Origin of the sequence: Streptomyces sp. NPDC088746 (assembly GCF_044751065.1) — a bacterium.
GTDB lineage: Bacteria > Actinomycetota > Actinomycetes > Streptomycetales > Streptomycetaceae > Streptomyces.
This window is the reverse complement of sequence record NZ_JBIVLA010000007.1, coordinates 388,612-412,496: the sequence shown is the minus strand read 5'-3', so window position 1 is coordinate 412,496 and position 23,885 is coordinate 388,612. Positions and strand designations below refer to the sequence as shown.

Sequence of the window (23,885 nt, the reverse complement as noted above, 5' to 3'; positions counted from 1 at the left end):
CCACCGGCGGTGGGGCCTTTCGCGTGCCTCCCGGGGCCGCTCCGGGTCAGATCAGGCCGTGCTCGGTCAGGTACTCCAGCTGGGCCCGCACCGACAGCTCCGCCGCCGGCCAGAGGGAACGGTCCACATCCGCGTACACCGCCGCCACGACCTCGGCGGGCGTCCGGTGCCCGGCCTCCACCCCCGTCTCCACCTGGGCCAGGCGGTGTGCCCGGTGGGCGAGATAGAACTCGACGGCGCCCTGCGCGTCCTCCAGCACCGGCCCGTGTCCCGGGAGCACCGTGTGCACCCCGTCGTCGACGGTCAGCGAGCGCAGCCGCCTCAGGGTGTCCAGGTAGTCCCCGAGCCGCCCGTCCGGGTGGGCGACGACGGTGGTGCCGCGCCCGAGGATCGTGTCGCCCGTCAGCACGGCCCGGTCGGCCGGCAGGTGGAAGGAGAGCGAGTCCGCGGTGTGTCCCGGCGTGGGGACGACCCGGAGTTCCAGCCCTCCCGTGGTGATCACGTCGCCTGCCGCGAGCCCCTCGTCGCCCAGCCGCAGCGCCGCGTCCAGGGCGCGCACCTTCGTACGGGTGAGCTCGGCGAACCGGGTCGCGCCCTCGGCGTGGTCAGGGTGTCCGTGCGTGAGCAGGGTGAGACCGACGCGCCTGCCCGTCCGCTCCACGGTGTCGATGACAGCCCGCAGATGTACGTCGTCGAGCGGCCCCGGGTCGATCACCACCGCCAGGTCCGAGTCCGGTTCGGCGACGACCCAGGTGTTCGTGCCGTCCAGGGTCATCGCGGACGCGTTGGGAGCCAGGACGTTGACCGTACGGGTGGTGGCGGGACCGGACAGGACCCCGCCGCGGGGCTGTCCGGGCAGTGCGGCCGCGTCGCTCACGAGGCCGCCCCCGGGTCCGCACCCTCGGCAGCGGAGGGGAAGGCGGCTCCACCTGCCGTCGGGACGTGTTTGGTGAACTCGTCGTGGCCCGGCCAGCTCAGCACCAGCTCGTCGCCCTCCATACGGGCCTCTGCCAGCACGGGGGCGAGGTTCTGGGAATCCGCTGCCTCCAGCGCCTCCGCGGCCGTCCCGTACGGCCTCAGCGCCCGCAGGGTGGCCACGGTGGGCGGCATCATCAGCAGTTCGCCCTTGTCGTAGCCGTCGGCGGCGTCACCGGGCCGGATCCACACCGTCCGGTCGGCCTCGGTGGAGGCGTTCCGGGTGCGCTGCCCCTCCGGCAGGGCGGCCACGAAGAACCAGGTGTCGTAGCGTCGCGGCTCGAAGGCCGGGGTGATCCAGCGCGCCCACGCGGCCAGCAGGTCGGAGCGCAGCACCAGGCCCCGGCGCTCCAGGAACCCCGCGAAGGACAGCTCCCGGGCGACGAGGGCCTCACGGTCGGCCTCCCAGTCGGCGCCCGTGGTGTCGCTCACGACGGTGTCCGCGGTCGGCCCGGCCAGCAGGACGCCCGCTTCCTCGTACGTCTCACGGACCGCGGCGCAGACGACGGCCTGCGCCTCCGCCGCCGTGCCGACACCCAGGCGGGCGGCCCACGTGTCCAGGGGCGGTCCCGCCCACCGCACGAGGTGGTCGTCGTCGCGCGGGTCGACCCCGCCACCCGGATAGGCGTACGCACCGCCGGCAAAGGCCATGGAGGTCCGCCGGCGCAGCATGTGCACGGCGGGACCGGTGGTGCCCGGCCCCGACGTGTCGTCCCGGAGCAGCATCACCGTGGCCGCACGCCTGGGGGTCACGGCTGTCAGCTCGCCGCTGGCGAGGGCCCGGATCCGGGCGGGCCATTCCGGTGGGTACCACTGACCGTTGGACATGGCCGGAGGCTATCCGGAACCGCGCCGATGTTCGAGGGCCCCCGGACACCGGTGTCTGCCCCTTACACACAGATCCCGCCCGGTCCCAGGACCGGACGGGATCGTGGAAGGGCGGGATCAGGCGTCGACGAGCTCGACCTGGACCTCGACCTCGACCGGTGCGTCCAGCGGCAGCACCGCGACGCCGACGGCGCTGCGGGCGTGCACGCCCTTGTCGCCCAGGACCGCGCCCAGGAGCTCGCTCGCACCGTTGACGACCCCCGGCTGCCCGGTGAAGTCGGTGGCGGAGGCGACGAAGCCCACGACCTTCACGACCCGGGCGATCCGGTCCAGGTCGCCTGCGACGGACTTCACCGCCGCGAGGGCGTTCAGCGCGCAGGTCCTGGCCAGCTCCTTGGCCTCGTCCGGCGTCACCTCGGCGCCGACCTTGCCGGTCACCGCGAGTGTGCCGTCCACCATCGGGAGCTGGCCGGAGGTGTAGACGTACACCCCCGACCGCACGGCCGGCTGGTAGGAGGCCAGCGGCGGTACGACGTCCGGGAGCGCCAGGCCGAGTTCGGCGAGCTTCGCCTCGACGGCGCCCGCCACTAGGGCTTCTCCCGCTTCAGGTAGGCCACGAGCTGCTCGGGGTTGTTCGGGCCGGGAACGACCTGGACCAGCTCCCAGCCGTCCTCGCCCCAGGTGTCCAGAATCTGCTTGGTCGCGTGCACGAGAAGGGGCACGGTCGCGTATTCCCACTTGGTCATGAGCCGACTGTAATGCCTGGCACAGGCGGCCTCGTGCGTAGCCTGCCTGCCGACTGGTTAGGCTCGAAGACGTGAGCAGGTTCCAGGTCGTCAGCGGCAAGGGCGGGACCGGTAAGACCACGGTCGCCGCCGCACTCGCGCTCGCCCTCGCGACCGAGGGCAGGCGCACTCTCCTCGTGGAGGTAGAGGGCAGGCAGGGCATCGCCCAGCTCTTCGAGTCCGAGCCACTCCCCTACGAGGAACGCAGGATCGCCGTGGCGCCCGGCGGCGGGGAGGTCCACGCACTGGCGATCGACGCCGAGCGCGCACTCCTGGACTACCTCCAGATGTTCTACAAACTGGGCAGCGCGGGCCGGGCCCTGAAGAAGCTCGGCGCGATCGACTTCGCCACCACCGTCGCCCCGGGGGTCCGCGACGTCCTGCTGACGGGCAAGGCCTGCGAGGCCGTACGCCGCAAGGACAAGCAGGGCAGGTTCGTCTACGACTACGTGATCATGGACGCGCCCCCCACCGGCCGCATCACGCGCTTCCTCAACGTGAACGACGAGGTGGCCGGGCTGGCGCGGATCGGCCCCATACACAATCAGGCGCAGGCCGTGATGCGGGTCCTGAAGTCCCCCGAGACGGCGGTCCACCTGGTGACGCTCCTGGAGGAGATGCCGGTCCAGGAGACAGCGGACGGCATCGCCGAGCTGCGCGCCGCCGAACTGCCCGTGGGCCGGGTCGTCGTGAACATGGTGCGGCCCCACCTGCTGGACGAGGACGCGCTGCGCACGGCCTCGGGAGGCCGTCGCAAGGAGATCGCGAAGACGCTCACCCGGGCCGGCGTGACAGGTTCCGCCGGGCTGGTACGACCGCTCGTCGCGCAGGCCGCCGAGCACGCCCAGCGCGTCGGCCTGGAGCGTGAGCAGCGCGCGGTGCTGGCCGGGCTGGGGCTGCCCATGGCCGAGCTCCCTCTGATGGGCGAGGGCGTGAGCCCGAACGCACTGCACGAGCTGGCGGCGGAGTTCCGCAAGCAGGGTGTGGGCGACGACACCGCGGACGCGGCGGGACAGAGGGCCCGGGGCGGGAAGCGACGCGGATCCGGAGAAGGGGCGGGGTCATGACGCTGGGCACGGACATCGCACCGGGGCTGGAGACCGACGCGCTCCTGGACGACCCGGAGATCCGCATCGTCGTCTGCTGCGGTTCCGGGGGCGTGGGCAAGACCACCACCGCGGCGGCCCTCGGCGTACGGGCGGCCGAGCGCGGGCGCAAGGTCGTCGTCCTCACCATCGACCCGGCCCGCCGGCTCGCCCAGTCCATGGGCATCGACCAGCTGGACAACATCCCGCGACGGGTCGAGGACATCGAGGGCGAAGGCGAACTGCACGCCATGATGCTCGACATGAAGCGCACCTTCGACGAGACCGTCGAGGCGCACACGGATGCCGAGCGGGCGCGCGCGATCCTGGAGAACCCCTTCTACCAGTCCCTGTCGGCCGGGTTCGCGGGCACGCAGGAGTACATGGCGATGGAGAAGCTCGGCCAGCTCCGGGCCCGCGACGAGTGGGACCTGATCATCGTCGACACCCCGCCGTCCCGTTCCGCGCTGGACTTCCTGGACGCGCCGAGACGTCTCGGCTCCTTCCTGGACGGGAAGTTCATCCGGCTGCTGATCGCCCCGGCGAAGATCGGCGGGCGTGCCGGGATGAAGTTCCTCAACGTCGGGATGTCGATGATGACGGGAACGCTCGGCAAGCTGCTCGGCGGACAGTTCCTCCGCGACGTACAGACCTTCGTCGCCGCGATGGACTCCATGTTCGGCGGATTCCGTACCCGGGCCGACGCGACGTACAAGCTGCTCCAGGCGCCCGGCACCGCGTTCCTCGTGGTGGCGACGCCGGAGCGGGACGCACTGCGCGAGGCCGCGTACTTCGTGGAACGGCTGGCCGCGGAGGAGATGCCGCTGGCCGGTCTGGTCCTCAACCGGGTGCACGGAAGCGAGGCCTCGCGGCTCTCCTCGGAGCAGGCGCTGGCAGCCGCAGAAAATCTTGAAGGCGTCGGCATTGTGGATCAGACGGCCGGGAAGGCTGGCCTTGGTGACGTGGACCCTGGGTCCGCCGCCTCTCCCGAAGCCCCGGAGCCGCTCTCCCCCGAGCGCAGCAACGAGCACGCCCCGCACGAGCCGTCACAGCAGGAGCCGCCCCAGCACGACCGGACGAAGCACACCCCTGAGCCCGAGCCGGGCACCCGTGGCCGGAAGTCGCCTGACCCGTCCGGGCCAGCCGCGCACTCAGAAACGGCGCACACAGAAGCCGCGCACACGGAAGCAGACAGGCACAGCACAGCCGCCACGGACGCCGTATCCGTCGAAGTCTCCATCGAGCAGCTGACCGCGGGTCTGTTGCGGCTGCACGCGGAGCGGATGAACGTCGTCGCACGCGAGCAGCACACCCGGGACCACTTCACCACGCTTCACCCCGAGGTCCCGGTGGCCGAGGTGGCCGCGCTGCCCGGGGACGTACACGACCTCTCAGGCCTCAGGGCCATCGGGGAACTGCTCGCGACCGGTTCCGCTTCCGCGCCGGCCGGAGCTGCCTAGGACCGCCACCGGGCGTGTCCCGGGGCAGTCCGTGCGGCACTGCCCGCACTCACCCCACGGCGGCGAACGTCTCGTGCAGTTCGTCCTCGTGCAGAGCGTCGGCGTGCAGGTCGTCGTCCAGACCCACCGCTGCCGGCAGCATGCCCGTGGACCGCTCGTACTCACTGCGTGCGGTCTCCAGCAGGCGGCGCCAGGACGTGACGGTGGGCCTCCTGCGCAGCAGCGCGCGGCGCTCCCGTTCCGTCATTCCGCCCCACACGCCGAACTCGACGCGATTGTCCAGCGCGTCGGCCAGGCACTCGGTCCGCACCGGGCAACCGGTGCACACCGCCTTGGCCCTGTTCTGCGCTGCCCCTTGTACGAACAATTCATCCGGATCGGTAGTGCGGCAGGCTGCCTGCGCACTCCAGTCGGTTACCCAGCCCATGCCGGCGCCGTCCTCTCCCGAATCGAGGCTCCCCCACGGCGGTAGCGGCATATTCACCGCTGCCAGTTGAGGACGTTACGGAAGGTGGGCACAGCACAACACCCCCTTCGGGCCCAATCTTGAATGGTCCGAACGGACTATGCGTACGCGGCAGATCACCCAGGGGAGTGACGGGAGGACATGCGCGACCTTCCCGACAGAATCGGGACAGAAACCCCAAGCCGCAACGGACATTGAGAGACACATGAGACGAATTCGGGAACGTCTCGACAGGTGGCTGAATTCCGTTGAGGGGCGTGCAAGGGGGTTGATGCAAAACCGGACTGCTGTGACAGTTGAGAGCAGCTTAGGCCAAGGCCTATACGCGTGTCCGGCGAATGAGAACGTAGGCTGCCCCCATGCCAAAGAAGCGCTCAGGCGGGGGTCTGACGACGACCCAGCAGGCCGCCAAGTTCCTCGGTGTCGCCGCGCTCTCCGGAGCTGTGCTGGCCGGCATCGCACTGCCGGCCGCCGGCGCACTCGGGCTCGCCGCCAAGGGGACGGTCGAGGGATTCGACGAGATCCCTTCCAACCTCAAGACCCCACCGCTGAGCCAGCGGACCACGATCCTGGACAACGAGGGCGGCGCGATCGCCACGGTGTACTCGCGTGACCGCACCGTCGTCCCGCTCAAGGACATCTCGCCGTACATGCAGGACGCGATCATCGCGATTGAGGACTCGCGCTTCTACGAGCACGGCGCGGTGGACCTCAAGGGCATCCTGCGCGCGATGAACCGCAACGTGCAGGAGGGCGGCGCCGCGCAGGGCGCCTCGACGCTCACCCAGCAGTACGTGAAGAACGTCTTCGTCGAGGAGGCGGGCGACGACCCGGACAAGGTCGCCGAGGCCACGCAGCAGACCCTGGGCCGCAAGGTCCGGGAGCTGAAGTACGCGATCCAGGTCGAGGAAGAGCTCGGCAAGAAGAAGATCCTGGAGAACTACCTCAACATCACCTTCTTCGGTCAGCAGGCCTACGGGGTCGAGGCGGCTTCCCAGCGCTACTTCTCCAAGCACGCCAAGGACCTGAAGGTGGAGGAGGCCGCGATGCTGGCCGGCCTCGTCCAGTCGCCGACCCGCTACGACCCGGTCAACGACACGGAGGAGGCGACCAAGCGGCGCAACATCGTGTTGCAGCGCATGGCCGCCGTCGGCAGCATCTCGAAGGCCGAGGCCGAGAAGGCCATCGCCACCCCTCTCGCGCTGAAGGTCAGCAGGCCGAACAACGGCTGCATCACCGCCGTGAGCGGCGCCGGATTCTTCTGCGACTACGTGCGCAAGACGATCCTGACCGACCCGGCCTTCGGGAAGACCGACGAGGAACGCTCCAAGCTCTGGAACCTCGGCGGCCTGACCATCAGGACCACACTCTCGCCGCGCGCGCAGAAGGCGGCCGACGAGGCCGCGACCTCGAAGGTCTACAAGGACGACAAGGTCGCCGCCTCGGTGGTGCAGGTCGAGCCCGGCACCGGCAAGATCCTCTCGATGGGCCAGTCCAGGCCGTACGGCCTGGACCAGAAGAAGAACGAGACGGTCCTCAACCTCGGCGTCAGCAACAAGATGGGCGGCAGCACCTACGGCTTCCAGGTCGGCTCGACCTTCAAGCCGATCACCGCCGCCGCCGCCCTGGAGAAGGGCATCAGCCCGGCGGAGAGCTACGCCACCGACTGGAAGATCTCGCTGCCGCTGAGCTCCTTCCGCAACTGCGCGGGAGCCCCGACCGGCAGCAGCAACTGGGACCTCCAGAACGAGATGGAGTCCGAAAAGGGCAGCTGGGACATGACGAGCGCGCTCGGCAAGTCCATCAACACCTACTTCGCCAAGCTGGAACAGAAGGCCGGGCTCTGCGAGACGGTCCAGATGGCGAAGAAGGTCGGCTACGAGCGTGGTGACGGCAAGCAGATCGAGGAGAACGCCTCGATCACCCTCGGCGGTGAAGTGAGCACCCCGCTGTCGATGGCCTCCGTGTACGCCACGTTCGCCAACCGGGGCACGTACTGCTCCCCCGTCGCCATCGAGTCGATCACCGACGCCAACGGCAAGAAGATCGGCGTACCGAAGACGAAGTGCTCCCGCGCGATGGAGGAGAAGACGGCGGACACCATCAGCCAGATGCTCAAGGGCGTGGTCGAGGACGGAACCGGTCAACTGGCCGGTCTCTCCGACCGTGACAACGCCGGCAAGACCGGTACGACGAACGACCGTCTCGACGCCTGGTTCGTCGGCTACACCCCGAACCTCTCCACCGCGGTCTGGGTCGGTGACGACATCGGTGAGAAGACGACCAAGATGTACGACATCACCATCGGCGGCCAGTACTACGACAAGGTCTGCGGCGGCTGCCTTCCCGGTCCCATCTGGAAGACGGCGATGACCGGCGCGCTGGACGCGTCCGAGACCCCCTCCTTCAACCCGGTCTCGGTGCCCCGCGCCAAGGAGAAGGAGAAGGAGAAGGACAACGGCCGCGGCGACGGCAACGGCGGCGGCGGGAACGGCGGCGAGGACAACGGCGGCGGGAACGACAACGACAAGCCCGGCGCCGACCCCATCGGCGGTATCACCCTGCCGCCCGGCATCATCGGCGGGAACGACGGCGGCGGGCGGGGCGGCAACGGTCCCTGACCGTCCGGATCGCACGACGACGTGATGAGAGAGGAGGGGCGCCCCCGAGCCGGGGCGCCCCTCCTCCCACGTATCGGCCTCTCAGCCCGCGAGCAGCTTCTTCACCGTTGCGGCGACCCGGCCGCCGTCGGCGAGCCCGGCTACCTTCGGGTTGACGATCTTCATGACGGCACCCATGGCCCGGGGCCCCTCGGCGCCGGCGCTCCTCGCCTCCTGGACGGCCTGCGCGACGATCACGTCCAGCTCGTCGTCGGAGAGCTGCTTCGGCAGGTAGGCGTCGAGCAGCTCGCCCTCGGCCTTCTCCCGCTCGGCCTGCTCCGTCCGGCCGCCCTGCGCGAAGGCCTCGGCCGCCTCACGGCGCTTCTTCGCCTCCTTGGCGATCACCTTCTGCACCTCGTCGTCGGAGAGCTCGCGCGACGCCTTGCCGCTGACCTCTTCCTTGGTGATCGCGGTCAGGGTGAGCCGGAGGGTGGACGAGGTGAGCTCGTCACGCGCCTTCATGGCCGTGGTGAGGTCTTCCTTGAGCTTGGACTTGAGCGTGGTCATGCGGCGATTGTGACAGGTACGGGGCACCTGCCGCCCGCCTGTTTTCGTCGCACCGCGCCGTTTCTGCGACGATGGCCCCATGCGCGCACGCTACGGAGTACCCCTGAAAGTAACGGCAGTCGGCGCGGCAGTCGGTGCCGCCGGTCTCGTATACGCGGCCGGATTCGAGGCACGCTCGTTCCGCCTTCGCCGGATCACGATTCCCGTACTCCCGCACGGGGCACGCCCGTTGCGCGTGCTCCAGGTCTCCGACATCCACATGGTGAGCGGCCAGCGCAAGAAGCGCGCCTGGCTGCAGTCGCTGGCGGGCCTCCGCCCGGACTTCGTCGTCAACACCGGCGACAACCTCTCCGACCCGGAAGCCGTACCGGAGCTGCTCGACGCGCTCGGCCCGCTGATGGAGTTCCCCGGGGTCTACGTCTTCGGCTCCAACGACTATTACGGCCCGAAGCTCCGTAACCCCGTCCGCTACCTCCTGGAGAAGACGCAGGGCAAGCACGGGCTCAACGGGAACGCACCGGCGGTCGGCGCCGTCCACAACCCGTGGGAGCCGATGCGGGACGCGTTCGACGAGGCGGGCTGGCTGAACCTCTCCAACACCCGGGGCCGGATCAAGGCCGACGGGCTCGAGATCGCGTTCACCGGCCTGGACGACCCCCACATCAAGCGGGACCGTTACGCCGAGGTCGCCGGCGGCCCCGAGACGGGCGCGGACCTCTCGATCGGCGTCGTCCACGCCCCGTACCTGCGCTCCCTGGACGCCTTCACGGCGGACGGCTACCCCCTGATCCTGGCCGGTCACACCCATGGCGGCCAGCTCTGCATCCCCTTCTACGGCGCCCTCGTCACCAACTGCGACCTGGACACGGACCGGGTGAAGGGCCTCTCCGGCCACACGGTCGGCGAGCGGCGCTCCTACCTCCACGTCTCCGCGGGCTGCGGCACGAACCGCTACACCCCGGTCCGCTTCGCGTGCCCGCCCGAGGCGACCCTGCTGACGCTGACGCCCCGCGACTGAGGCTCCCGGCCCGGGGCACAAAAACCGGATTTCGCCTCCGGGCGCGGGTGGGCTAAAGTAATCGATGTCGCCGGGACAATCGGTGGACATCGGGGTGTAGCGCAGCTTGGCAGCGCGCTTCGTTCGGGACGAAGAGGTCGTGGGTTCAAATCCCGCCACCCCGACAGCTGAAACGCCAGGTCAGGGGCCTGATCCACTAAGTGGATCAGGCCCCTGAGTGGTTTCCGGGGGCGTTTTGGGAGCCGTTTGGGAGCCAAGTGCGGGAAGGCGGCTCCCCAGGCCCCGGCGCTGGAAGGGGCAGCCACCGCGCAGCAAGACGTTCAGACTCCCCTGTCTCGAAGGGGTCGCACTGAGCGGGCCCTCGACAGAGAATGCAGTACGGTCGCGCTCATACGGGTAGGCACAGAGAGGAGGGGCCATGTCGTACGAACCGAAGCTCGCAGCGGCGCTGTCCGGCGCGACGATGGCCCAGCTCTCTCACTGGCGTCACGCCTCAGGCGCAGGAGGCGCAGTCCTCGTCCCAGAGATCTCGGCTATACGGCCCATCCTGTACTCCTTCCGAGATGTCGTTGCACTGCGAACCTGCGTGCGCCTCCGGCAGGAGACCTCGCTGCAGCGGATCCGTCGCGCAGTGGACTCCCTCAGGGACGATCTGGGTGAGCGAGAGCACCTCTCGGCCTACCAGCTCGTCACCGACGGGGGCACGGTGTATCTGGCCGATCCCGACCATGCCGTCGACCTGATCGGCCGCAAGGGTGGCAAAAGCAACCTCGTCATCCACCAGCTCGTCGATGTCCTAGCCCCGTTCTACCGGAACGGCCGACACATTCCCGACCTGCTGTCCCCCCGCCCAGATGTCGCCGTGGATCCATCCGTACGCGGCGGTGAGCCGGTAATCCGTGGCACTCGCGTCCCCGCAGCCGAGGTCGCAGCCCTGATCCGAGATGGAATTCCTCCGGAGCAGATCGCCGACTTCTTCCCCGGGGTCAGTGCCGGAGCAGCACTTGAAGCAACCGACTTCACCGATTACGTCGACAGCTACACCGGAACGCCAACCGGTGCAGGCGCAGGTGCGAGCCGAGGCGCCGCTTGAAGCTGCTGCTCGACGAGAACGTGCCGCGTCCTATGGCCGACATCGTCCGCATCCTTCTCAAGGCTCATGACGTCCTGCACGTGCATGACCTGCCTGGATGGGCTGGCACCAAAGACATCGAGCTGTTCGAGAAGGCTCGCGCTGAAGGCTTCGACGCAGTCCTCACCAACGACACCAAACAGATGAGCCGGCACCTTGAAGTCGCGGCGATCGCTGCATCCGGGCTCCATCGGATCGAGTACCGACAGAACAACAAGCACGGCGGGCTGGTCGGCCTGGGCTCGGCCATCGCCACGGTGTGCGCGGGCCTCCCCCACGCTCTGGCCGAGCTATCGGTCGCAGACGGCCAACGTCTGGTCTCCCTCACCTCTGTCGACCCAACTCGCGCCACCCGTGTCCGCACCGTCGATCCTCAGATGGACGCACCCAAATTCTGGCCCACGGGCTGACCCGCAACGGCTGTTCCGACCGCGCCGCAACCTCCAAGTTTCAGACGGTGCCGTGCTCACGCGAAACCGGCCTTCGCAGCCTCGAGGACCTTCTTGTTCGGGCTGGAGAAAATGGCGTAGATGTTATCGACTGCAGCCGTCGAGCGAAGCGTCAGGCGCGTGTATCCCGACTGAGCGCCCGGGACGACCGTGATCGTGAGCTCGCCCCAAGTGGGAAACTTTCTGTACGTGCCCGTCACCTGCCCAAGGTCTGCGAGTGTCCGCACATCCTTGAACCCTGCGGTAACGAGGCCCTGTTCGCAACGGGTAAGCCACTGCTCGCGCTGCCCGGCGACCACGAGGACCTCCTCCATGCTCTTACGGATTGCCACGTGACTCCTCCAGAGGGCGAAACATTCATTCGGCTCAGCGGAGCATGACAGTTTCGAAGCCCGCGTGGGCTTTCTCCACGTACGCTCTGGTCGTCCGACGCACCGCGCCGGGCGTAGGAGGGGGCACCGTGGATCATCTGTTCACTGTCGACGGCCAAAAAGCCACACTCATATCGCGCACCGGGCTGGCTGCGGAAAACCTGCTGGAACGGCAGCATCTCCAGGAGTGGGTGATCGCCCATCCCCAGGTGCTCGGGGAGTCGGTGCTCGTGATCACCGCAGAGTATGACCGGTGGGCCGACACCGACGGAGTACCGGCCCGCGACCGGCTGGATGTCCTGGGGCTGGACGCAACCGGGCGCCTCGTCGTGGTCGAGCTGAAGCGAGGGACGGCCGATCGGGACGTGCACCTCCAGGCAATCACCTACGCCGCTCTGGTGTCCCGGTTCGACCTTGACACCCTCGCCCACGCGCACCGCGAATTTCTGGCGCGCAGAGGACAGGACCTCGCCACCGGAGCATGCAAGCAGCGCTTGCTCGACCACGTGGAGGGGGAGTGGAGCCCGGAGCTACTCCAGCGGCCCCGACAGGTGATCATCGCCGCCGACTTCCCCAAGCAGGTCACCCACTCCGTGGTCTGGCTGTCGGAGATGGGCCTCGACATCGATCTCATCCAGGTCGGTCTATGGCGGGTGGAAGGCCACCTCGTCGCCGGGTTCACCAAGGTCTATCCGACCCCGGAGGTCGAGGAGTTCACGCTCACCCCGGCTCGAGTCGAAGGTGAGGCGGCGGCCAAGAAGCTGCAGGAACGCTCACGCTCGCGCAACGCCGTCCACGTACTCGTCGGCGCGGGCCTGCTCCCCGACGGAACCAAGCTGCGGATGACGCCGCGCCACGGCGTGACGGAAGCCATACGCAGCGATATCCACTCATGGGTGGCCGATGACACCAGCCGGGCGACCGCCACCTGGGCCAACAACACCGCCAAGCCCCTGGTCTGGGGCACGGACGGTGCCTCCTACTCGCCCACCGGGCTGGCCAACCACATCTTCACGAGCGTGACCGGCCGCACCGCCGACGGCATACAGGGAACGACGTGGTGGGACGTCGACACCGACCACGTGCCCGCCGACGTCGACCCCGAGGAATGGGCCACGCTGGCGGGCATCGATCTCACGGGACTCGCCAGGCAGCTCAGCGGCACCCGCAAGGACTGGACCGGCCTGCACACCCTGCTCGCTGCCGTCCCCGCCGGACGATGGACCACCTACGGCGACGTGGCGACGGTGATCGACAGCCATGCCGTCCCGATCGGCAGGCATCTGGGCACCTGCGGCCAATGCCCCAGCCCTTGGCGGGTCCTCACGGCCGCCGGGAGGGTCAGCTCCGGCTTCCAGTGGCCAGACGCCTCACGCACGGACACTGCCGCAGACATCCTGAACAGCGAAGGTGTGCGCTTCGACGGAGACACTGCCGACCCGGACCAGCGCCTGCGTGAGGACGCTCTCCGGCAACTTCTCGACGGCTGAGAGCCCCTTGGGGCCCATCGTGATCGTCAACGTAAGCAAACCAGCGCTCAGGCGTCGGATCCGCCGAAGCGCTCGCGGTAGGACTCCAGGTCCTCCTCCGTGATCTTCGCGAAGAGCACCGGCGGCACCGTGAAGGGCGTGCCGGCCGGAACTACGTCCAGGGACCTGGCCTGCTCGGCGGTCACCCAGGTCGCGGCGTCGCCCTCCAGAGCGAAGGCGCCGCGCATCGCGGCGGCCGAGGCCGGAATGAACGGCTCGGAGACGATCGCGTAGAGGTGGATGAGGTTCATCGCCGTACGCAAGGTCAAAGCCGCACTTTCCGGGTCGGTCTTGATCTCCAGCCAGGGGGCCTTCTCCTCCAGGTAAGAGTTGCCTGCCGACCACAGGGCGCGCAGCGCGGCCCCGGCCTTGCGGTACTGGAGGGACTCCATGTGCTCCTCGTACTCGGCCAGCAGGCGCGCGATCTCCTCGCCGAGCTTCGCCTCCGCCTCCCCGGCAACTGTGCCCGCGGGGGCTTCGTCGCCGAAGCGCTTGCGGGAGAAGGACAGCACGCGGTTGACGAAGTTGCCGAGGGTGTCGGCCAGGTCCTTGTTGACCGTGGCGGCGAAGTGCTCCCAGGTGAAGGAGGAGTCGTCGGACTCGGGGGCGTTGGCGATCAGGAAGTAGCGCCAGTAGTCGGCCGGCAACATCTCCAGAGCGGCGTCGGTGAAGATGCCCCGCTTCTGGGAGGTGGAGAACTTGCCGCCGTAGTACGTCAGCCAGTTGAAGCCTTTGACGACGTCGACCTTCTTCCACGGCTCGCGGACGCCGAGCTCGGTGGCCGGGAACATCACCGTGTGGAACGGGACGTTGTCCTTGGCCATGAACTGGGTGTAGCGGACGGTGTCGTCGGCCTCGTACCACCACGACTTCCAGTCGCGGGTTTCCCCGTTCGGGGCGGCGTCCGCCCACTCCTTCGTCGCGCCGATGTACTCGATCGGGGCATCGAACCAGACGTAGAAGACTTTGCCCTCGGCCGCGAGCTCCGGCCAGGTGTCGGCCGGGACCGGAACGCCCCAGTCCAGGTCGCGAGTGATGGCCCGGTCGTGCAGGCCCTCGGTCAGCCACTTACGGGCAATGGACGAGGACAGCTGCGGCCACTGTTCCTCGTGGAGCGCCACCCACGCCTCGACCTCCTGCTGGAGCTTCGACTGGAGTAGGAAGAGGTGCGTAGTCTCTCGGACCTCCAGCTCCGTGGAGCCACTGATCGCCGAATGCGGGTCGATCAGGTCGGTCGGGTCGAGCACACGGGTGCAGTTCTCGCACTGGTCGCCGCGGGCCTTGTCGTAGCCGCAGTGCGGGCAGGTGCCCTCGACGTACCGGTCAGGGAGGAAGCGGCCGTCGACGGGCGAGTAGACCTGGCGGATCGCCCGATCTTCGATGAAGCCGTTCTCGTGGAGCCGGCGCGCGAAGTGCTGGGTGATCTCGACGTTCTGCTGCGAGGAACTGCGGCCGAAGTAGTCGAAGGCCAGCTGGAAACCGTCGTACACGGCTCTCTGGTCGTCGTGGGCCTGCGCGCAGAATTCGGCCACCGACACTCCGGCCGCCTTGGCGGCAAGCTCGGCTGGCGTCCCGTGCTCGTCGGTCGCGCAGATGTACAGGACGTCGTGGCCACGCTGGCGGAGGTACCGGGAGTACACGTCCGCCGGAAGCATCGACCCGACCATGTTCCCCAGGTGCTTGATCCCGTTGATGTAGGGAAGCGCGCTGGTCACCAGGTGTCGAGCCATCCTTGGATGCTCCATTTCGTACGTACGGCGCCAGTGGCGGTGCCACGGCGGGCCCAGGTCGGGAGGGTGCAGCAAACGGCAACCGCTCAGGTCTGCCGGATCACCTGGGCTGAGGGACGGAGCTGCAAACCGCCGCAATCGTATGGCACCCGGGCGCCAGCACCGCGAGCCATTTAACCCTCGGACGCCCGGGGGCGGAGGGTCGAAACGCACTCGGCCGTACGGGACAGGCGGCCAAGCTAGTCCCATACGGCCGAGGCGGTCCTCATATTAGGGCCCGCGACTTGGTGGATCCGTACTCCTTCGAACCAGGGCATCCCGGTGCCGCACGGTCGTCACGACGGCCCGTACTACCTGCGCAAGCGCAGGAGGGCGTCGAGTACAGGCACGGGAGATGTGGTGCACATGGCCAGTCGGGCATCGAGGGCCGACTCCCACTGCTCTGTCATCCCGGCCATGAGCCGCATGCGCATGCCCGGGGTAACGTGGGCGTAGCGCGCCGATACGGAGCCGTCGATGTGGCCCATGCGCTGGTCCATGAGGACCTTCTCGGTACCGAGGTCTTCCATCACGGTTCTATGGGTGTGGCGCAGGCCGTGGGGTGTGAGGCCCTTCGCGATCGGGAGCCAGCAGACGTCGGCCCGGTTGCCGGCGCCGCGCCCCCGTACGGGGACGCCGGGCCACGGCTCGCCGAGCAGAGGAACGGGGCGCGCCTCCTGCGGGGCCTTCTTCGGGTACCAGCCTGACACCGCCGGGGTGAACAGCCAGGTCCCGAAGCCGGTCCTGCGCCAGTGAGCCGCATGTTCCGCCACAACTCCGCCACGCACGAACCCGAGGTCGCTGACGGCCCTCTCCACCCGTGTGCGGGTGGCGTCGGCGACGCGGTCAGGGTGGTTGAGGACGTTGGACACCGTTCCCGTGGAGACCTCAGCCCGGCGTGCGACGTCGACGAGCTTCGCGCCCTGGTGCCCTCCGGTACGAGCCGCGCCTTGGCCACGGAAGACGTAGGTCCTGCCGTGGCAGGGGCAGGGCGTCGGCTTCGTGCGGGCGACGTGGTTGGCGACCAGGGCGGACAGCCAGTCCATCGAGTCGAGGGTGCGATAGCTGTCGTCCTTGGGCGGGCAGCGCACCATCTCACCCGAGTCGAGCTCGTACAGCTGCCACTCGACACGGACGGATCCAGCGCGCACGAACTCGGTCTCCAGGCCGACGACTTCCCCCCAGCGCATGCCGGTGTATCCCTTGAGCACCACGGCGGCGAACTCGTCATCGCGACCGGAGAGCAGGGCTGCCCGTTCGGCGGTGAGCAGGATGCCGAGCGGATCGGTGACGACCTTCTCGGGGCCTCGGTCACGGGAGCGGCCCGCGCGCTTGCCCCGCCCACGTCGCCTGGTCGCCGGGTTCGACGTGATCAGACCTTCGTCGATCGCGTCCTCGAAGATCAGGTGGAACGTGGAGCGCCAGGTCTTCACGCTGGAGGCCGCGTACAGGGCCCTTTCCTTCTTCTCCCACCGGTCGACATCCGAGCGCAGGATGCCGGCGAGCGCATGGTCCTCGAAGTCGGGGAGGAGGTGCTCCTCGATGTGGCGCTTGTAGTTCTGCATGGTCGAGGCGGCCAGGTCCTGGGCCTCGTACCAGCGGTTCGCGTACTCGCCGAACGTCTCCTGCCCCAGGGCGGGGTCGCGCCAGTCGCCGCGTCGGTATTTGTTCTCGGCCTCGCTCGCCGAGCGTTGGGCCTCGCCCTTAGTGGCGAACTTGATCGTCTTGCCTTGCTCGTCGACGACCGTGAGGTGTTTGCCGGGAGCGGTCTTGTATCGGGCACGCCAGTAGCTTCCGCGCTTCTCCGCGAAACCCAAGTACGTTTCCTTCCTCTTCGGTGCGGTGTTCTACGCGGCGGTGTCGAATGCGGCTCGGTCGGATCGGCGGGGCGGCCTGGCGCGCAGGCGGCCGGAGGGTGCACCCGGCTCGGGGGCGCTGGAGCGTCGGGCAGGGGCCGCAGGCGGGGCGCCGGGGGACGGTGGCCGCGCAGCGACGGTCGGTCGCTCCTCGTGGAGGCGGATGATCTCGGCGAGATGGGCTGCGGTGAAGCGGTAGGCACGGCCCACTCGGGCGAAGGGGATCTGGCGACGGCGGGCGCGGTCCTTGACCCACCAGGCAGAGCAGCCGAGCACGGCGGCGACCTCGTCGGGGCGGTAGAGGCGGGCCGGTGCGAACTCGGCGCCTGTTTGCTCAGCCACGCGGGATCGCCTCCTTCGCGGTCTGTCGGCGGAAGGGCGACGAGGCAGGGGGAATGGCCTCTTGGCGCAAGGGGGTTCCTTCTCTGGCGCGATGGTGTGACCCGTGACGCGCCGGTTGATCGCTTGGTACGGGCGAGGTGATGTGAGCGGACGCTGCCGGGTGTTGGCCCATCCGGAAAGCGCTGCGAGTGCTTCGCTAACTCGTCTCGGCGAGCAGCGTGAGCGGCGAGACGTCGAGGGCGGCTGCGATGGCGACGAGGTCGTCGACGTCGCAGCGCCGCTGCCGGCATTCGATGCGGGACAGCATCGTGATGGTCATGGGGCGGCCGAGCGCGGTCACCCTTTCGGCCAACTGGCGCTGAGCGAATCCGCGCGCTGCGCGGGAACGGGTAATGGCTTGGGCGGTCAGCACGCCGGCCGGACCAATTCCCAGGGGGATTTCAGGCATGCGTCTGTTGTAGCTCCGCATTGCCGGTTTGGGTAACCGGCGATCTGCTGCTATGTTCCACGTCTTTTTTGTCAGATCTGGGTCCCCGGATCCTGCGGGCGACGCAACATAGACCGGAATCCGCCGCTGACCGAATCCCTGCGCTCGTCCGGGATGCGCACCGCCTCCGACTGACCTGACGTGGGTCGTTGCATCACACGGCCACGTCAGGCCGATCGCCGATACAGGCAGACGGCGATTCACCAGTCGCCCCATTTGTGCCGCTTCTAGGTCAACCGCTAATTCGGGTCTACCGTTATAGGGAAGCCGCGCACGACGCGTTCGCCGAGAGCTGTTTGCTTTCTCGGCGGAATGCTGGACTTGTGCGGGGAGGGTGTGGCTGTCTTGGCCATGCACCCGGAACACCTTGCGACTCCGAGCACATGAAAACCCCCGGCGGGCCAACGCCGGGGGTCAGGGAGTCCCTACCGATATCGCCCGTACCTGAACGATCAAGACGGTGGCGGTCACAACGCCACCAGGTGAGGAACCGTCTATGCCCCAACAAGCTACAGCCCTCGCGGCCGTAGTCGCATCCTCGTCGCCGAAGTCGCCTGCTCTACCCACGAAGGCGGGGCGATAGGTATGGCGCGGATACGCACGATCAAGCCGGAAGCCTTCATCTCCGAGTCGCTCGCTGCGGTGAGCGTCCACGCCGAGCGGACCTTCTTCGGCCTCCTCACCCAGGCAGACGACCACGGCCGTTTCCGCGACCAGGCTGCTGTCATCGCCGGCGCCCTGTGGTCCCTCCGCCCCGAACACGGCCCCCTGGAGGTCGAGGACGACCTCACACAGCTCGACGGCGCCGGTCTCGTCTGCCGGTACGAGGGTGACGACGGCAAGCGCTACCTGCACATCGTCACCTGGGCCCGCCACCAGAAGATCAACCGGCCGAGCGGCAGCCGCTGCCCGTCCTGCCCGCGTCATCAGGGAAGCCGGTCTGCCGAGCCGGCCACACCTGTTCACGGTGTCCTCCGTGAACATGCCGCGAGCCCTCACCGCGGAGCACCTGAGGGGTCCGGTGAATGCAGCGAGCCGTCCGTGAACGGGGAAGTTGCAGGTCAGGGCAGTTTCAGTGAGCCCTCACCACAACGCCGGGAGATGGTGGTGAGGGATCAGGGTCCGGATCTAGGACCTAGGATCCTGGATCTAGGATCACCTCCGGTGGGGAGCGCAAGCGCCCCCGCGCCACCCACCGTCTCGGGCGCGATCTCGGCCAGGGACCTGGTCGGCGAGTACGTCGCCTCCTGCGAACACCGCCCGCCCAGCGACGTACTGGGCCGCCTCGGCAAAATGACCGGCAAACTGCTCGGCGAGGGCATCTCGGCCGAGCACATCCGCGCCGGGATGAGCCGCATGCGGGCCAAGGGCCTGTCCGCGAACCTGCTGCCGAGCCTGGTCAACGAGGCCATGAACGCCCCTCAGGCAGCTACTGCCCCGCACCGCGCGTGGACCAACCCGGCGTCCTCTGACGTCGAGGCGGCCTACGGAGGCCAGCTGTGACCACAGCCACCACCAGCCGGGAACCGCAGCGCATCAGCTCCCTGGCCGCCCGCCTCGACACGATCCTCGCCGACCGGGGCATCGACACGACCGCCGCACCCGCCGAGGCGCCTTCGGAGCGGGTGACCGCACTGGAGCTGGCCGAGGCTCGCATCCCACCTCGCTACCGCGACGCCCTCGCCGGTCACGAGCAGGTTGCCGCCTGGGTTGACGAAGTGGCCCTCGGCGCGCGGCCCGGCCCGAGCGGCACCCGGGGCATCGCGCTCGGACCGTCCCTGCTGATCGCCGGCCCCACCGGCACCGGCAAGACGCACCAGGCGTACGGCGCGGTGCGATCGCTACTGACCGCCGGAGTGCGACTGCGGTGGGAAGCCGCCACTACGGCCGACCTGTACGCCCGCCTGCGCCCACGCGCCGGCCACGACGCCGAGCGAGACCTCGCCACTCTCAGCACCTGCCCGCTGCTGATCCTGGACGACCTCGGCGCGGCCAAGCAGTCGGAGTGGACCGAGGAGATCACGTACCGGCTGATCAACCGCCGCTACACCGACCTGCTCCCCACGCTCCTCACGACCAATCTGCCGACCGCCGCGCTGCGCGACGCCGTCGGCGACCGCGTCGCCTCCCGTCTCGCCGAGATGACCACAACCGTCGTCCTCACCGGCGCAGACCGCAGGCGCCGGCCCCGCGCCTGACCGCACGGCGCCGACCCGCCTCGCCCCTTCCTCACTCCGCTCGCCCGCGCCCACGCCTGCCCAAACGGCGCGGCGGCCTCCCTGGAGACCCCTGCATGACGCAACTCGCCCTGCCCACAGTCGGGAACTGGACCTCAACGTCTCTCGCCCTTACTGCCCTCCTGGGCACTTGCACGATGCTGCTGCTCGGCTTCCTGATCAGTCGGCGCCCTACCCGAAAACGCAGCAGGCACCAGCCCGGAGCGCCTGCGGTCAGGGTCGCCGCACTGGCCGCGGTCGGCTGTACCGCCTACAGCGCCGACACCAGCTGGCGGTTCGCCGCCGACTACCTGGACATGAGCGGTACCACCGAGCGCATCGCGATGTTCGCCGCGGCCGAACTCGCCCTCTTCGCCACGGCGCTGCTCGCGCGGCAGAACCTGCACGGGCCCAAGCAGGCGCCCGGCCTCCCCGGAACCCTGACCTGGGTGATCACCGCTGTGCAGGTGATCCCCGCGTACGCCGAGTCAGGCGTGGTCGGCGGCACAGTGCGAGCCTTCGTCGGCCCGATCATGGCATCCCTGCTCTGGCATCAGGCCATGGGCATCGAACTGCGCATCCGCACACCCGAGGGCGCCTCCCACAGCGTGCTTGCCCGGGTCGGACGCGAAGCACGCGAGCGCCTTCTCTCGCGCCTCGGCATCGCCGCACGCGATCGTGATGCCTCCCAGATCACCCGCGACCGGGCCACCCGCAAGGCCGTCGCCCTGGCCTCTCATCTCGCGGAGCGAACCCAGAAGCAGCGCGCCGGCTGGCGAGGTCGGCGCACTTCACGACGGCTTTCACAGGCCATCGCCCAAGCTGCGGTGGGCATCGACCAGCATCAACGCGAAGTGCTGCTGCAGCAGCTCGCCGTCCGCCGTCACGCGGCAGCGCTGGCCACCATCGAACTCGCATCGCCTTGGACTGCTTCCACGCTGGATGAGGGCGCGACGCATCGCGGCGAGACAACGACGCTCCAGCGCGGCCAGCCGAGTGCCGACTACGCCTTGCAGGGCGAGAAGGCCACGGAACACCCCGCCTCCCGCCTTCGCTCCAAGCTCCTGCCTCCTCGATCCGTGCAGAACCGACTTCCCCTGCACGATTCTGCCCCCGATCGCGAGACCACCGAGCCGGCCCCCGAGGTCGACGTCCCCGCCGCGCAACGCTACGGACGTCCTCCCGGCGCCGAAATGGAGGAACTGCTCGCGATCGGCCGCAGGGCCATCGCTACGCACGGAACAGCCACTCGCGCCGTGCTGCGGAACGCCATTCGCGCGGCCGAGCTCACCATCTCCGAAGACCGGCTCACCGAACTCAAGGCCCTCCTAGCCGCAGAGCCGGACGCCAAGAGCGGCATCCCGTCGGGCTGACCGGATATCCGGTCAGCCCCCGGACGCCCGCACGGAGCCCTGTGGACCAGCCACTCCGTCTGGTCCACGGGCCCGCCTCATTCGCACCGCTATGCCAGGCACGCACGCCCCTCTCCCGCGCTCTCCCACTCGAACCAGCGGGAGGCGGGGCTGCTGCACGTTCGTCGGCCTGGTGCGCTCTCCCCTCCCCTACCAGGAGCTGATCTCCATACAGGATTCGTACCCCAACAGCCCCGTGCACCAGAACGCGACCCACACCACGCCAACCCAAAGCGGAGCAAGTTGGAGGTTCGGACACTCCCCCGCAGGGGGAGCGTCCGAACCCAGCCCCGCCCCGGGGGTGACGGGGTCCGACCAGCGCCAGGGGGCGCCGGACGGAAAGGCTGCGACCGAGGGCGGATCGCAGCCAACAACGGCCGTCCGCAAGCGCCGCCCCAAGGGAAAATCGCGACCGCGCGACAAGAAGCAGCGTCCCGCCCAGAGCGTCCGCCTCAACGAACGCGAACACACAGTCATCCAGGCCGGCGCCGACGCCGTCGGCATGAGCGTCGCCGGCTTCCTCGCCCACTCCGCCTTGGCCGCCGCCCGCGACCAGACCCGCACCGCCGCAACCATCGCCGCCGAGCAGGACATCCTCACCGAGCTCTTCGCCACCGGACGCAAGCTCGGCTGGGCCGGCAGCAACCTCAACCAGATGACCAAGGCCCTCAACTCCGGCGGCGATATCGCCCGCATTGAGGAGACCCTCACCGCCGTCCGCCACGCGGCCACCGCGACCAGAACGGCCGTCGAGCGGATCAACAACCAGCAGAAAGACGAGACCGCTTGATCCCCCGCATCCACAAGCAAGGCAGCAGCACCCGCGGGCTGCTCAACTACCTCTACGGCAAAGGCACCCGCGAGGAGCACGTCGACCCGCACCTGGTCGCTTCCTTCGACTCCATGGCACCCGACCCCGGCCGCGACCCCTCCGCGACGAAAGAGGATCTCCAGCTGCTTCTCGACCAGCCACTGCACCTGCTCGACGAAGGCCAGCGGCCCGACCAGCACGTGTGGCACTGCTCCGTACGCGCAGCAGGCACCGACCGCATTCTCAGCGACGAGGAGTGGGGCGACATCGCCCGACGCATCGTGGCCGCCACCGGCATCGACCCCGGCGGCGTAGACGACGCCGGGTGCCGCTGGGCCGCCGTCCGTCACGCCGACGACCACATCCACATCATCGCCACCCTCGTACGCGAGGACGGCCGCCGCCCGGACCACCACCGCTCCGGCCAACGCGCACAGGCCGCTGCCCGCATCATCGAAGCCGACTACGACCTGCACCGTGTCGCCCCCGGCGACGGGACTGCGGCCAAGCGCCCCACCAGCGCCGAGCGCCACAAGGCCGAACGGCAAGAACGAGAGCGCACGGCGAGGGAGAAGCTGCGCGAGACCGTACGCACTGCCTCGGCCGGCGCTGCCTCCACGGATGAGTTCTTCGACCGTCTGGCCGCCGACGGTCTGCTGATCCGCAAGCGGATCGCACCGTCGGGCGACCTGCTCGGCTACAAGGTCGCGCTGCCTGACGACCGCAACAAAGACGACGAGCCGGTCTTCTATGCCGGCTCCACACTCGCACCCGACCTGTCCCTGCCTCGTATACGCGAACGCTGGGCCCTTGAAGCGGAGGAGGTCACCGAGGGCGAGCGTGAGCCGGCGCAGCCCGCTCTGCCGCCGGTGACCCATCCCGCGTTCGCTCGGCGCCGGGCTGCTGCTGCCACCTGGCAGGCTCTGCTGATCATCGATCACGGTGACGACGGCATGGCAGCAGCGCAGATCGCTGCGGCAGGGGAAGTCCTGGACGCGCTCGCCAAGACCTCTGCCGCCCATACCCGCGCTGAACTCCGGCAGGCGGCCTTCGTGTTCGAGCGGGCCAGCCGCTCCCACATCCGTGCCGTACGCGGGCATGACCAGGCGCTGCGACAGGCCGCCCACGATCTCGTCCACAGCGGCCCCGCCCTCGGCCGCGGCGAAGACGGAGCCACCACGGCGATGGTCATCGACATGGCCGTCTTCCTCGCCATCACCGCGGCCAACTGGCACGCCAAGAAGCACCACGGCCAGCAGGCCGCCGCGGCCCAGCAAGCCGCCGAGCACCTGCGCGCCGCCTACCAGGCCGCCGCAGCCGACCCCATCGCGGCCCTCCGCCAGCGTGGCCAGCGTCTGACGCCGCGGATCCGGCAGCGGCACGCCGATCTTCTGCACCACGCGCTGCCGGAGCTCGCGGATCGAATCCAGGGCGAGCCCGGCTGGCCCGCCCTGTCCGCCACACTCGCCGACGCCCGGCAGGCAGGCCACGACCCGGCCGCGCTGCTCGCCGAAGTCACCCGACGTCGCGAGCTCGACACCGCCGACTCCATCAGCGACGTCCTCGTCTGGCGCCTGCGCCGAAGCGCCCATCTGCCTGCCGCACCCGAAAGCCCTCCGGCGACGTCCGCCAGAGACAGCCGACGCGCCTCGCCGTCAAACCCCGCCACACCACCGGCGGCCAGGGCAGCGAACCACTCCAGCCGTCGGCCCTGACCCGGAAAAGCG

The 23,885-nt window shown here is 69.1% G+C and carries 23 protein-coding genes and 1 tRNA gene; 13 read left to right on the top strand and 11 right to left on the bottom strand.

The genetic code is table 11. From position 1 onward, the window contains the following. Positions 1-46 precede the first annotated feature (46 nt). From ACIP63_RS29420 to ACIP63_RS29405, 4 genes are all read right to left on the bottom strand, one after another. Complete coding sequence (locus ACIP63_RS29420; RefSeq protein ID WP_401521551.1) at positions 47-877, bottom strand: MBL fold metallo-hydrolase; 831 nt, start codon at positions 875-877, stop codon at positions 47-49. Further along, a complete protein-coding gene (locus ACIP63_RS29415) occupies positions 874-1,803 on the bottom strand; it encodes an NUDIX hydrolase (RefSeq protein WP_401521548.1) in 930 nt (309 codons plus the stop codon). Before ACIP63_RS29415 ends, ACIP63_RS29420 begins: the two co-directional genes overlap by 4 nt. 117 nt (positions 1,804-1,920) lie before the next feature. Continuing rightward, positions 1,921-2,391 carry a RidA family protein gene (locus ACIP63_RS29410; protein WP_401521545.1) on the bottom strand — a complete coding sequence of 157 codons (471 nt, stop codon included), beginning with the start codon at positions 2,389-2,391 and terminating at the stop codon, positions 1,921-1,923. Next, positions 2,391-2,549, bottom strand: coding sequence for a DUF4177 domain-containing protein (locus tag ACIP63_RS29405; protein ID WP_019992579.1), 159 nt, complete (start codon positions 2,547-2,549; stop codon positions 2,391-2,393). The genes ACIP63_RS29410 and ACIP63_RS29405 overlap by 1 nt, the downstream gene beginning before the upstream one ends. Positions 2,550-2,620: 71 nt before the next feature. Between ACIP63_RS29405 and ACIP63_RS29400 the strand changes: the two genes are divergently transcribed. Further along, positions 2,621-3,655, top strand: a complete 1,035-nt coding sequence (locus tag ACIP63_RS29400) for an ArsA family ATPase (RefSeq protein ID WP_401521542.1) — start codon at positions 2,621-2,623, stop codon at positions 3,653-3,655. Then, on the top strand, positions 3,652-5,133 hold the full coding sequence (locus ACIP63_RS29395) for an ArsA-related P-loop ATPase (RefSeq protein WP_401521540.1): 1,482 nt from the start codon (positions 3,652-3,654) through the stop codon (positions 5,131-5,133). The genes ACIP63_RS29400 and ACIP63_RS29395 overlap by 4 nt, the downstream gene beginning before the upstream one ends. Before the next feature lie 49 nt (positions 5,134-5,182). On the opposite strand, the gene ACIP63_RS29390 is transcribed toward ACIP63_RS29395, so the two are convergent. Further along, the gene (locus ACIP63_RS29390; RefSeq protein ID WP_401521539.1) at positions 5,183-5,560 is read right to left on the bottom strand and encodes a WhiB family transcriptional regulator; all 378 of its coding nucleotides are present in this window, start codon (positions 5,558-5,560) and stop codon (positions 5,183-5,185) included. Positions 5,561-5,958: 398 nt separating this feature from the next. Here ACIP63_RS29390 and ACIP63_RS29385 point away from each other — a divergent pair, with 398 nt between their 5' ends. Then, positions 5,959-8,220, top strand: a complete 2,262-nt coding sequence (locus tag ACIP63_RS29385) for a transglycosylase domain-containing protein (protein ID WP_401521537.1) — start codon at positions 5,959-5,961, stop codon at positions 8,218-8,220. An 81-nt stretch (positions 8,221-8,301) separates the two neighbouring features. Here ACIP63_RS29385 and ACIP63_RS29380 read toward each other — a convergent pair whose 3' ends face one another. Then, entirely contained in the window at positions 8,302-8,766 is a 465-nt protein-coding gene (locus ACIP63_RS29380) for a GatB/YqeY domain-containing protein (RefSeq protein WP_401521535.1), read from the bottom strand. A gap of 79 nt (positions 8,767-8,845) precedes the next feature. Here ACIP63_RS29380 and ACIP63_RS29375 point away from each other — a divergent pair, with 79 nt between their 5' ends. From ACIP63_RS29375 to ACIP63_RS29360, 4 genes are all read left to right on the top strand, one after another. Next, entirely contained in the window at positions 8,846-9,784 is a 939-nt protein-coding gene (locus ACIP63_RS29375) for a metallophosphoesterase (protein WP_401521532.1), read from the top strand. A 90-nt stretch (positions 9,785-9,874) separates the two neighbouring features. After that, positions 9,875-9,948 (top strand) — tRNA-Pro (locus ACIP63_RS29370). Between the two features lie 254 nt (positions 9,949-10,202). Continuing rightward, entirely contained in the window at positions 10,203-10,877 is a 675-nt protein-coding gene (locus ACIP63_RS29365) for a DUF433 domain-containing protein (protein ID WP_366820444.1), read from the top strand. Then, positions 10,874-11,326, top strand: coding sequence for a DUF5615 family PIN-like protein (locus ACIP63_RS29360; protein WP_401521528.1), 453 nt, complete (start codon positions 10,874-10,876; stop codon positions 11,324-11,326). Before ACIP63_RS29365 ends, ACIP63_RS29360 begins: the two co-directional genes overlap by 4 nt. A 56-nt stretch (positions 11,327-11,382) precedes the next feature. Here ACIP63_RS29360 and ACIP63_RS29355 read toward each other — a convergent pair whose 3' ends face one another. Continuing rightward, positions 11,383-11,697: a hypothetical protein gene (locus tag ACIP63_RS29355; protein ID WP_401521526.1), complete on the bottom strand. Its 315-nt coding sequence runs from the start codon at positions 11,695-11,697 to the stop codon at positions 11,383-11,385. A gap of 128 nt (positions 11,698-11,825) precedes the next feature. On the opposite strand from ACIP63_RS29355, the gene ACIP63_RS29350 reads away from it, so the two are divergent. Beyond that, positions 11,826-13,226 carry a DNA-binding protein gene (locus ACIP63_RS29350; RefSeq protein ID WP_401521524.1) on the top strand — a complete coding sequence of 467 codons (1,401 nt, stop codon included), beginning with the start codon at positions 11,826-11,828 and terminating at the stop codon, positions 13,224-13,226. A gap of 47 nt (positions 13,227-13,273) precedes the next feature. Here the strand turns inward: ACIP63_RS29350 and metG are convergent, their stop codons facing one another. From metG to ACIP63_RS29330, 4 genes are all read right to left on the bottom strand, one after another. Next, positions 13,274-14,995, bottom strand: a complete 1,722-nt coding sequence (gene metG, locus ACIP63_RS29345; RefSeq protein ID WP_401521521.1) for a methionine--tRNA ligase — start codon at positions 14,993-14,995, stop codon at positions 13,274-13,276. 350 nt (positions 14,996-15,345) lie between these two features. Then, entirely contained in the window at positions 15,346-16,851 is a 1,506-nt protein-coding gene (locus ACIP63_RS29340) for a LacI family DNA-binding transcriptional regulator (protein ID WP_401521518.1), read from the bottom strand. Positions 16,852-16,881: 30 nt separating this feature from the next. Then, positions 16,882-17,232: a helix-turn-helix domain-containing protein gene (locus ACIP63_RS29335; RefSeq protein WP_401521516.1), complete on the bottom strand. Its 351-nt coding sequence runs from the start codon at positions 17,230-17,232 to the stop codon at positions 16,882-16,884. Between the two features lie 196 nt (positions 17,233-17,428). Further along, the gene (locus ACIP63_RS29330; protein ID WP_032791520.1) at positions 17,429-17,680 is read right to left on the bottom strand and encodes a helix-turn-helix domain-containing protein; all 252 of its coding nucleotides are present in this window, start codon (positions 17,678-17,680) and stop codon (positions 17,429-17,431) included. A 624-nt stretch (positions 17,681-18,304) separates the two neighbouring features. Between ACIP63_RS29330 and ACIP63_RS29325 the strand changes: the two genes are divergently transcribed. From ACIP63_RS29325 to ACIP63_RS29305, 5 genes are all read left to right on the top strand, one after another. Then, positions 18,305-19,222, top strand: a complete 918-nt coding sequence (locus ACIP63_RS29325) for a hypothetical protein (RefSeq protein WP_401521513.1) — start codon at positions 18,305-18,307, stop codon at positions 19,220-19,222. Continuing rightward, on the top strand, positions 19,219-19,917 hold the full coding sequence (locus ACIP63_RS29320; RefSeq protein WP_401521511.1) for an ATP-binding protein: 699 nt from the start codon (positions 19,219-19,221) through the stop codon (positions 19,915-19,917). Before ACIP63_RS29325 ends, ACIP63_RS29320 begins: the two co-directional genes overlap by 4 nt. Positions 19,918-20,012: 95 nt before the next feature. Beyond that, positions 20,013-21,308 (top strand): hypothetical protein, encoded by a 1,296-nt coding sequence (locus ACIP63_RS29315; protein ID WP_401521509.1) that lies wholly within the window; start codon positions 20,013-20,015, stop codon positions 21,306-21,308. Positions 21,309-21,648: 340 nt separating this feature from the next. After that, positions 21,649-22,137 (top strand): mobilization protein, encoded by a 489-nt coding sequence (locus ACIP63_RS29310; protein WP_401521506.1) that lies wholly within the window; start codon positions 21,649-21,651, stop codon positions 22,135-22,137. Next, complete coding sequence (locus tag ACIP63_RS29305) at positions 22,134-23,873, top strand: relaxase/mobilization nuclease domain-containing protein (protein WP_401521504.1); 1,740 nt, start codon at positions 22,134-22,136, stop codon at positions 23,871-23,873. Before ACIP63_RS29310 ends, ACIP63_RS29305 begins: the two co-directional genes overlap by 4 nt. Positions 23,874-23,885: the final 12 nt, after the last annotated feature.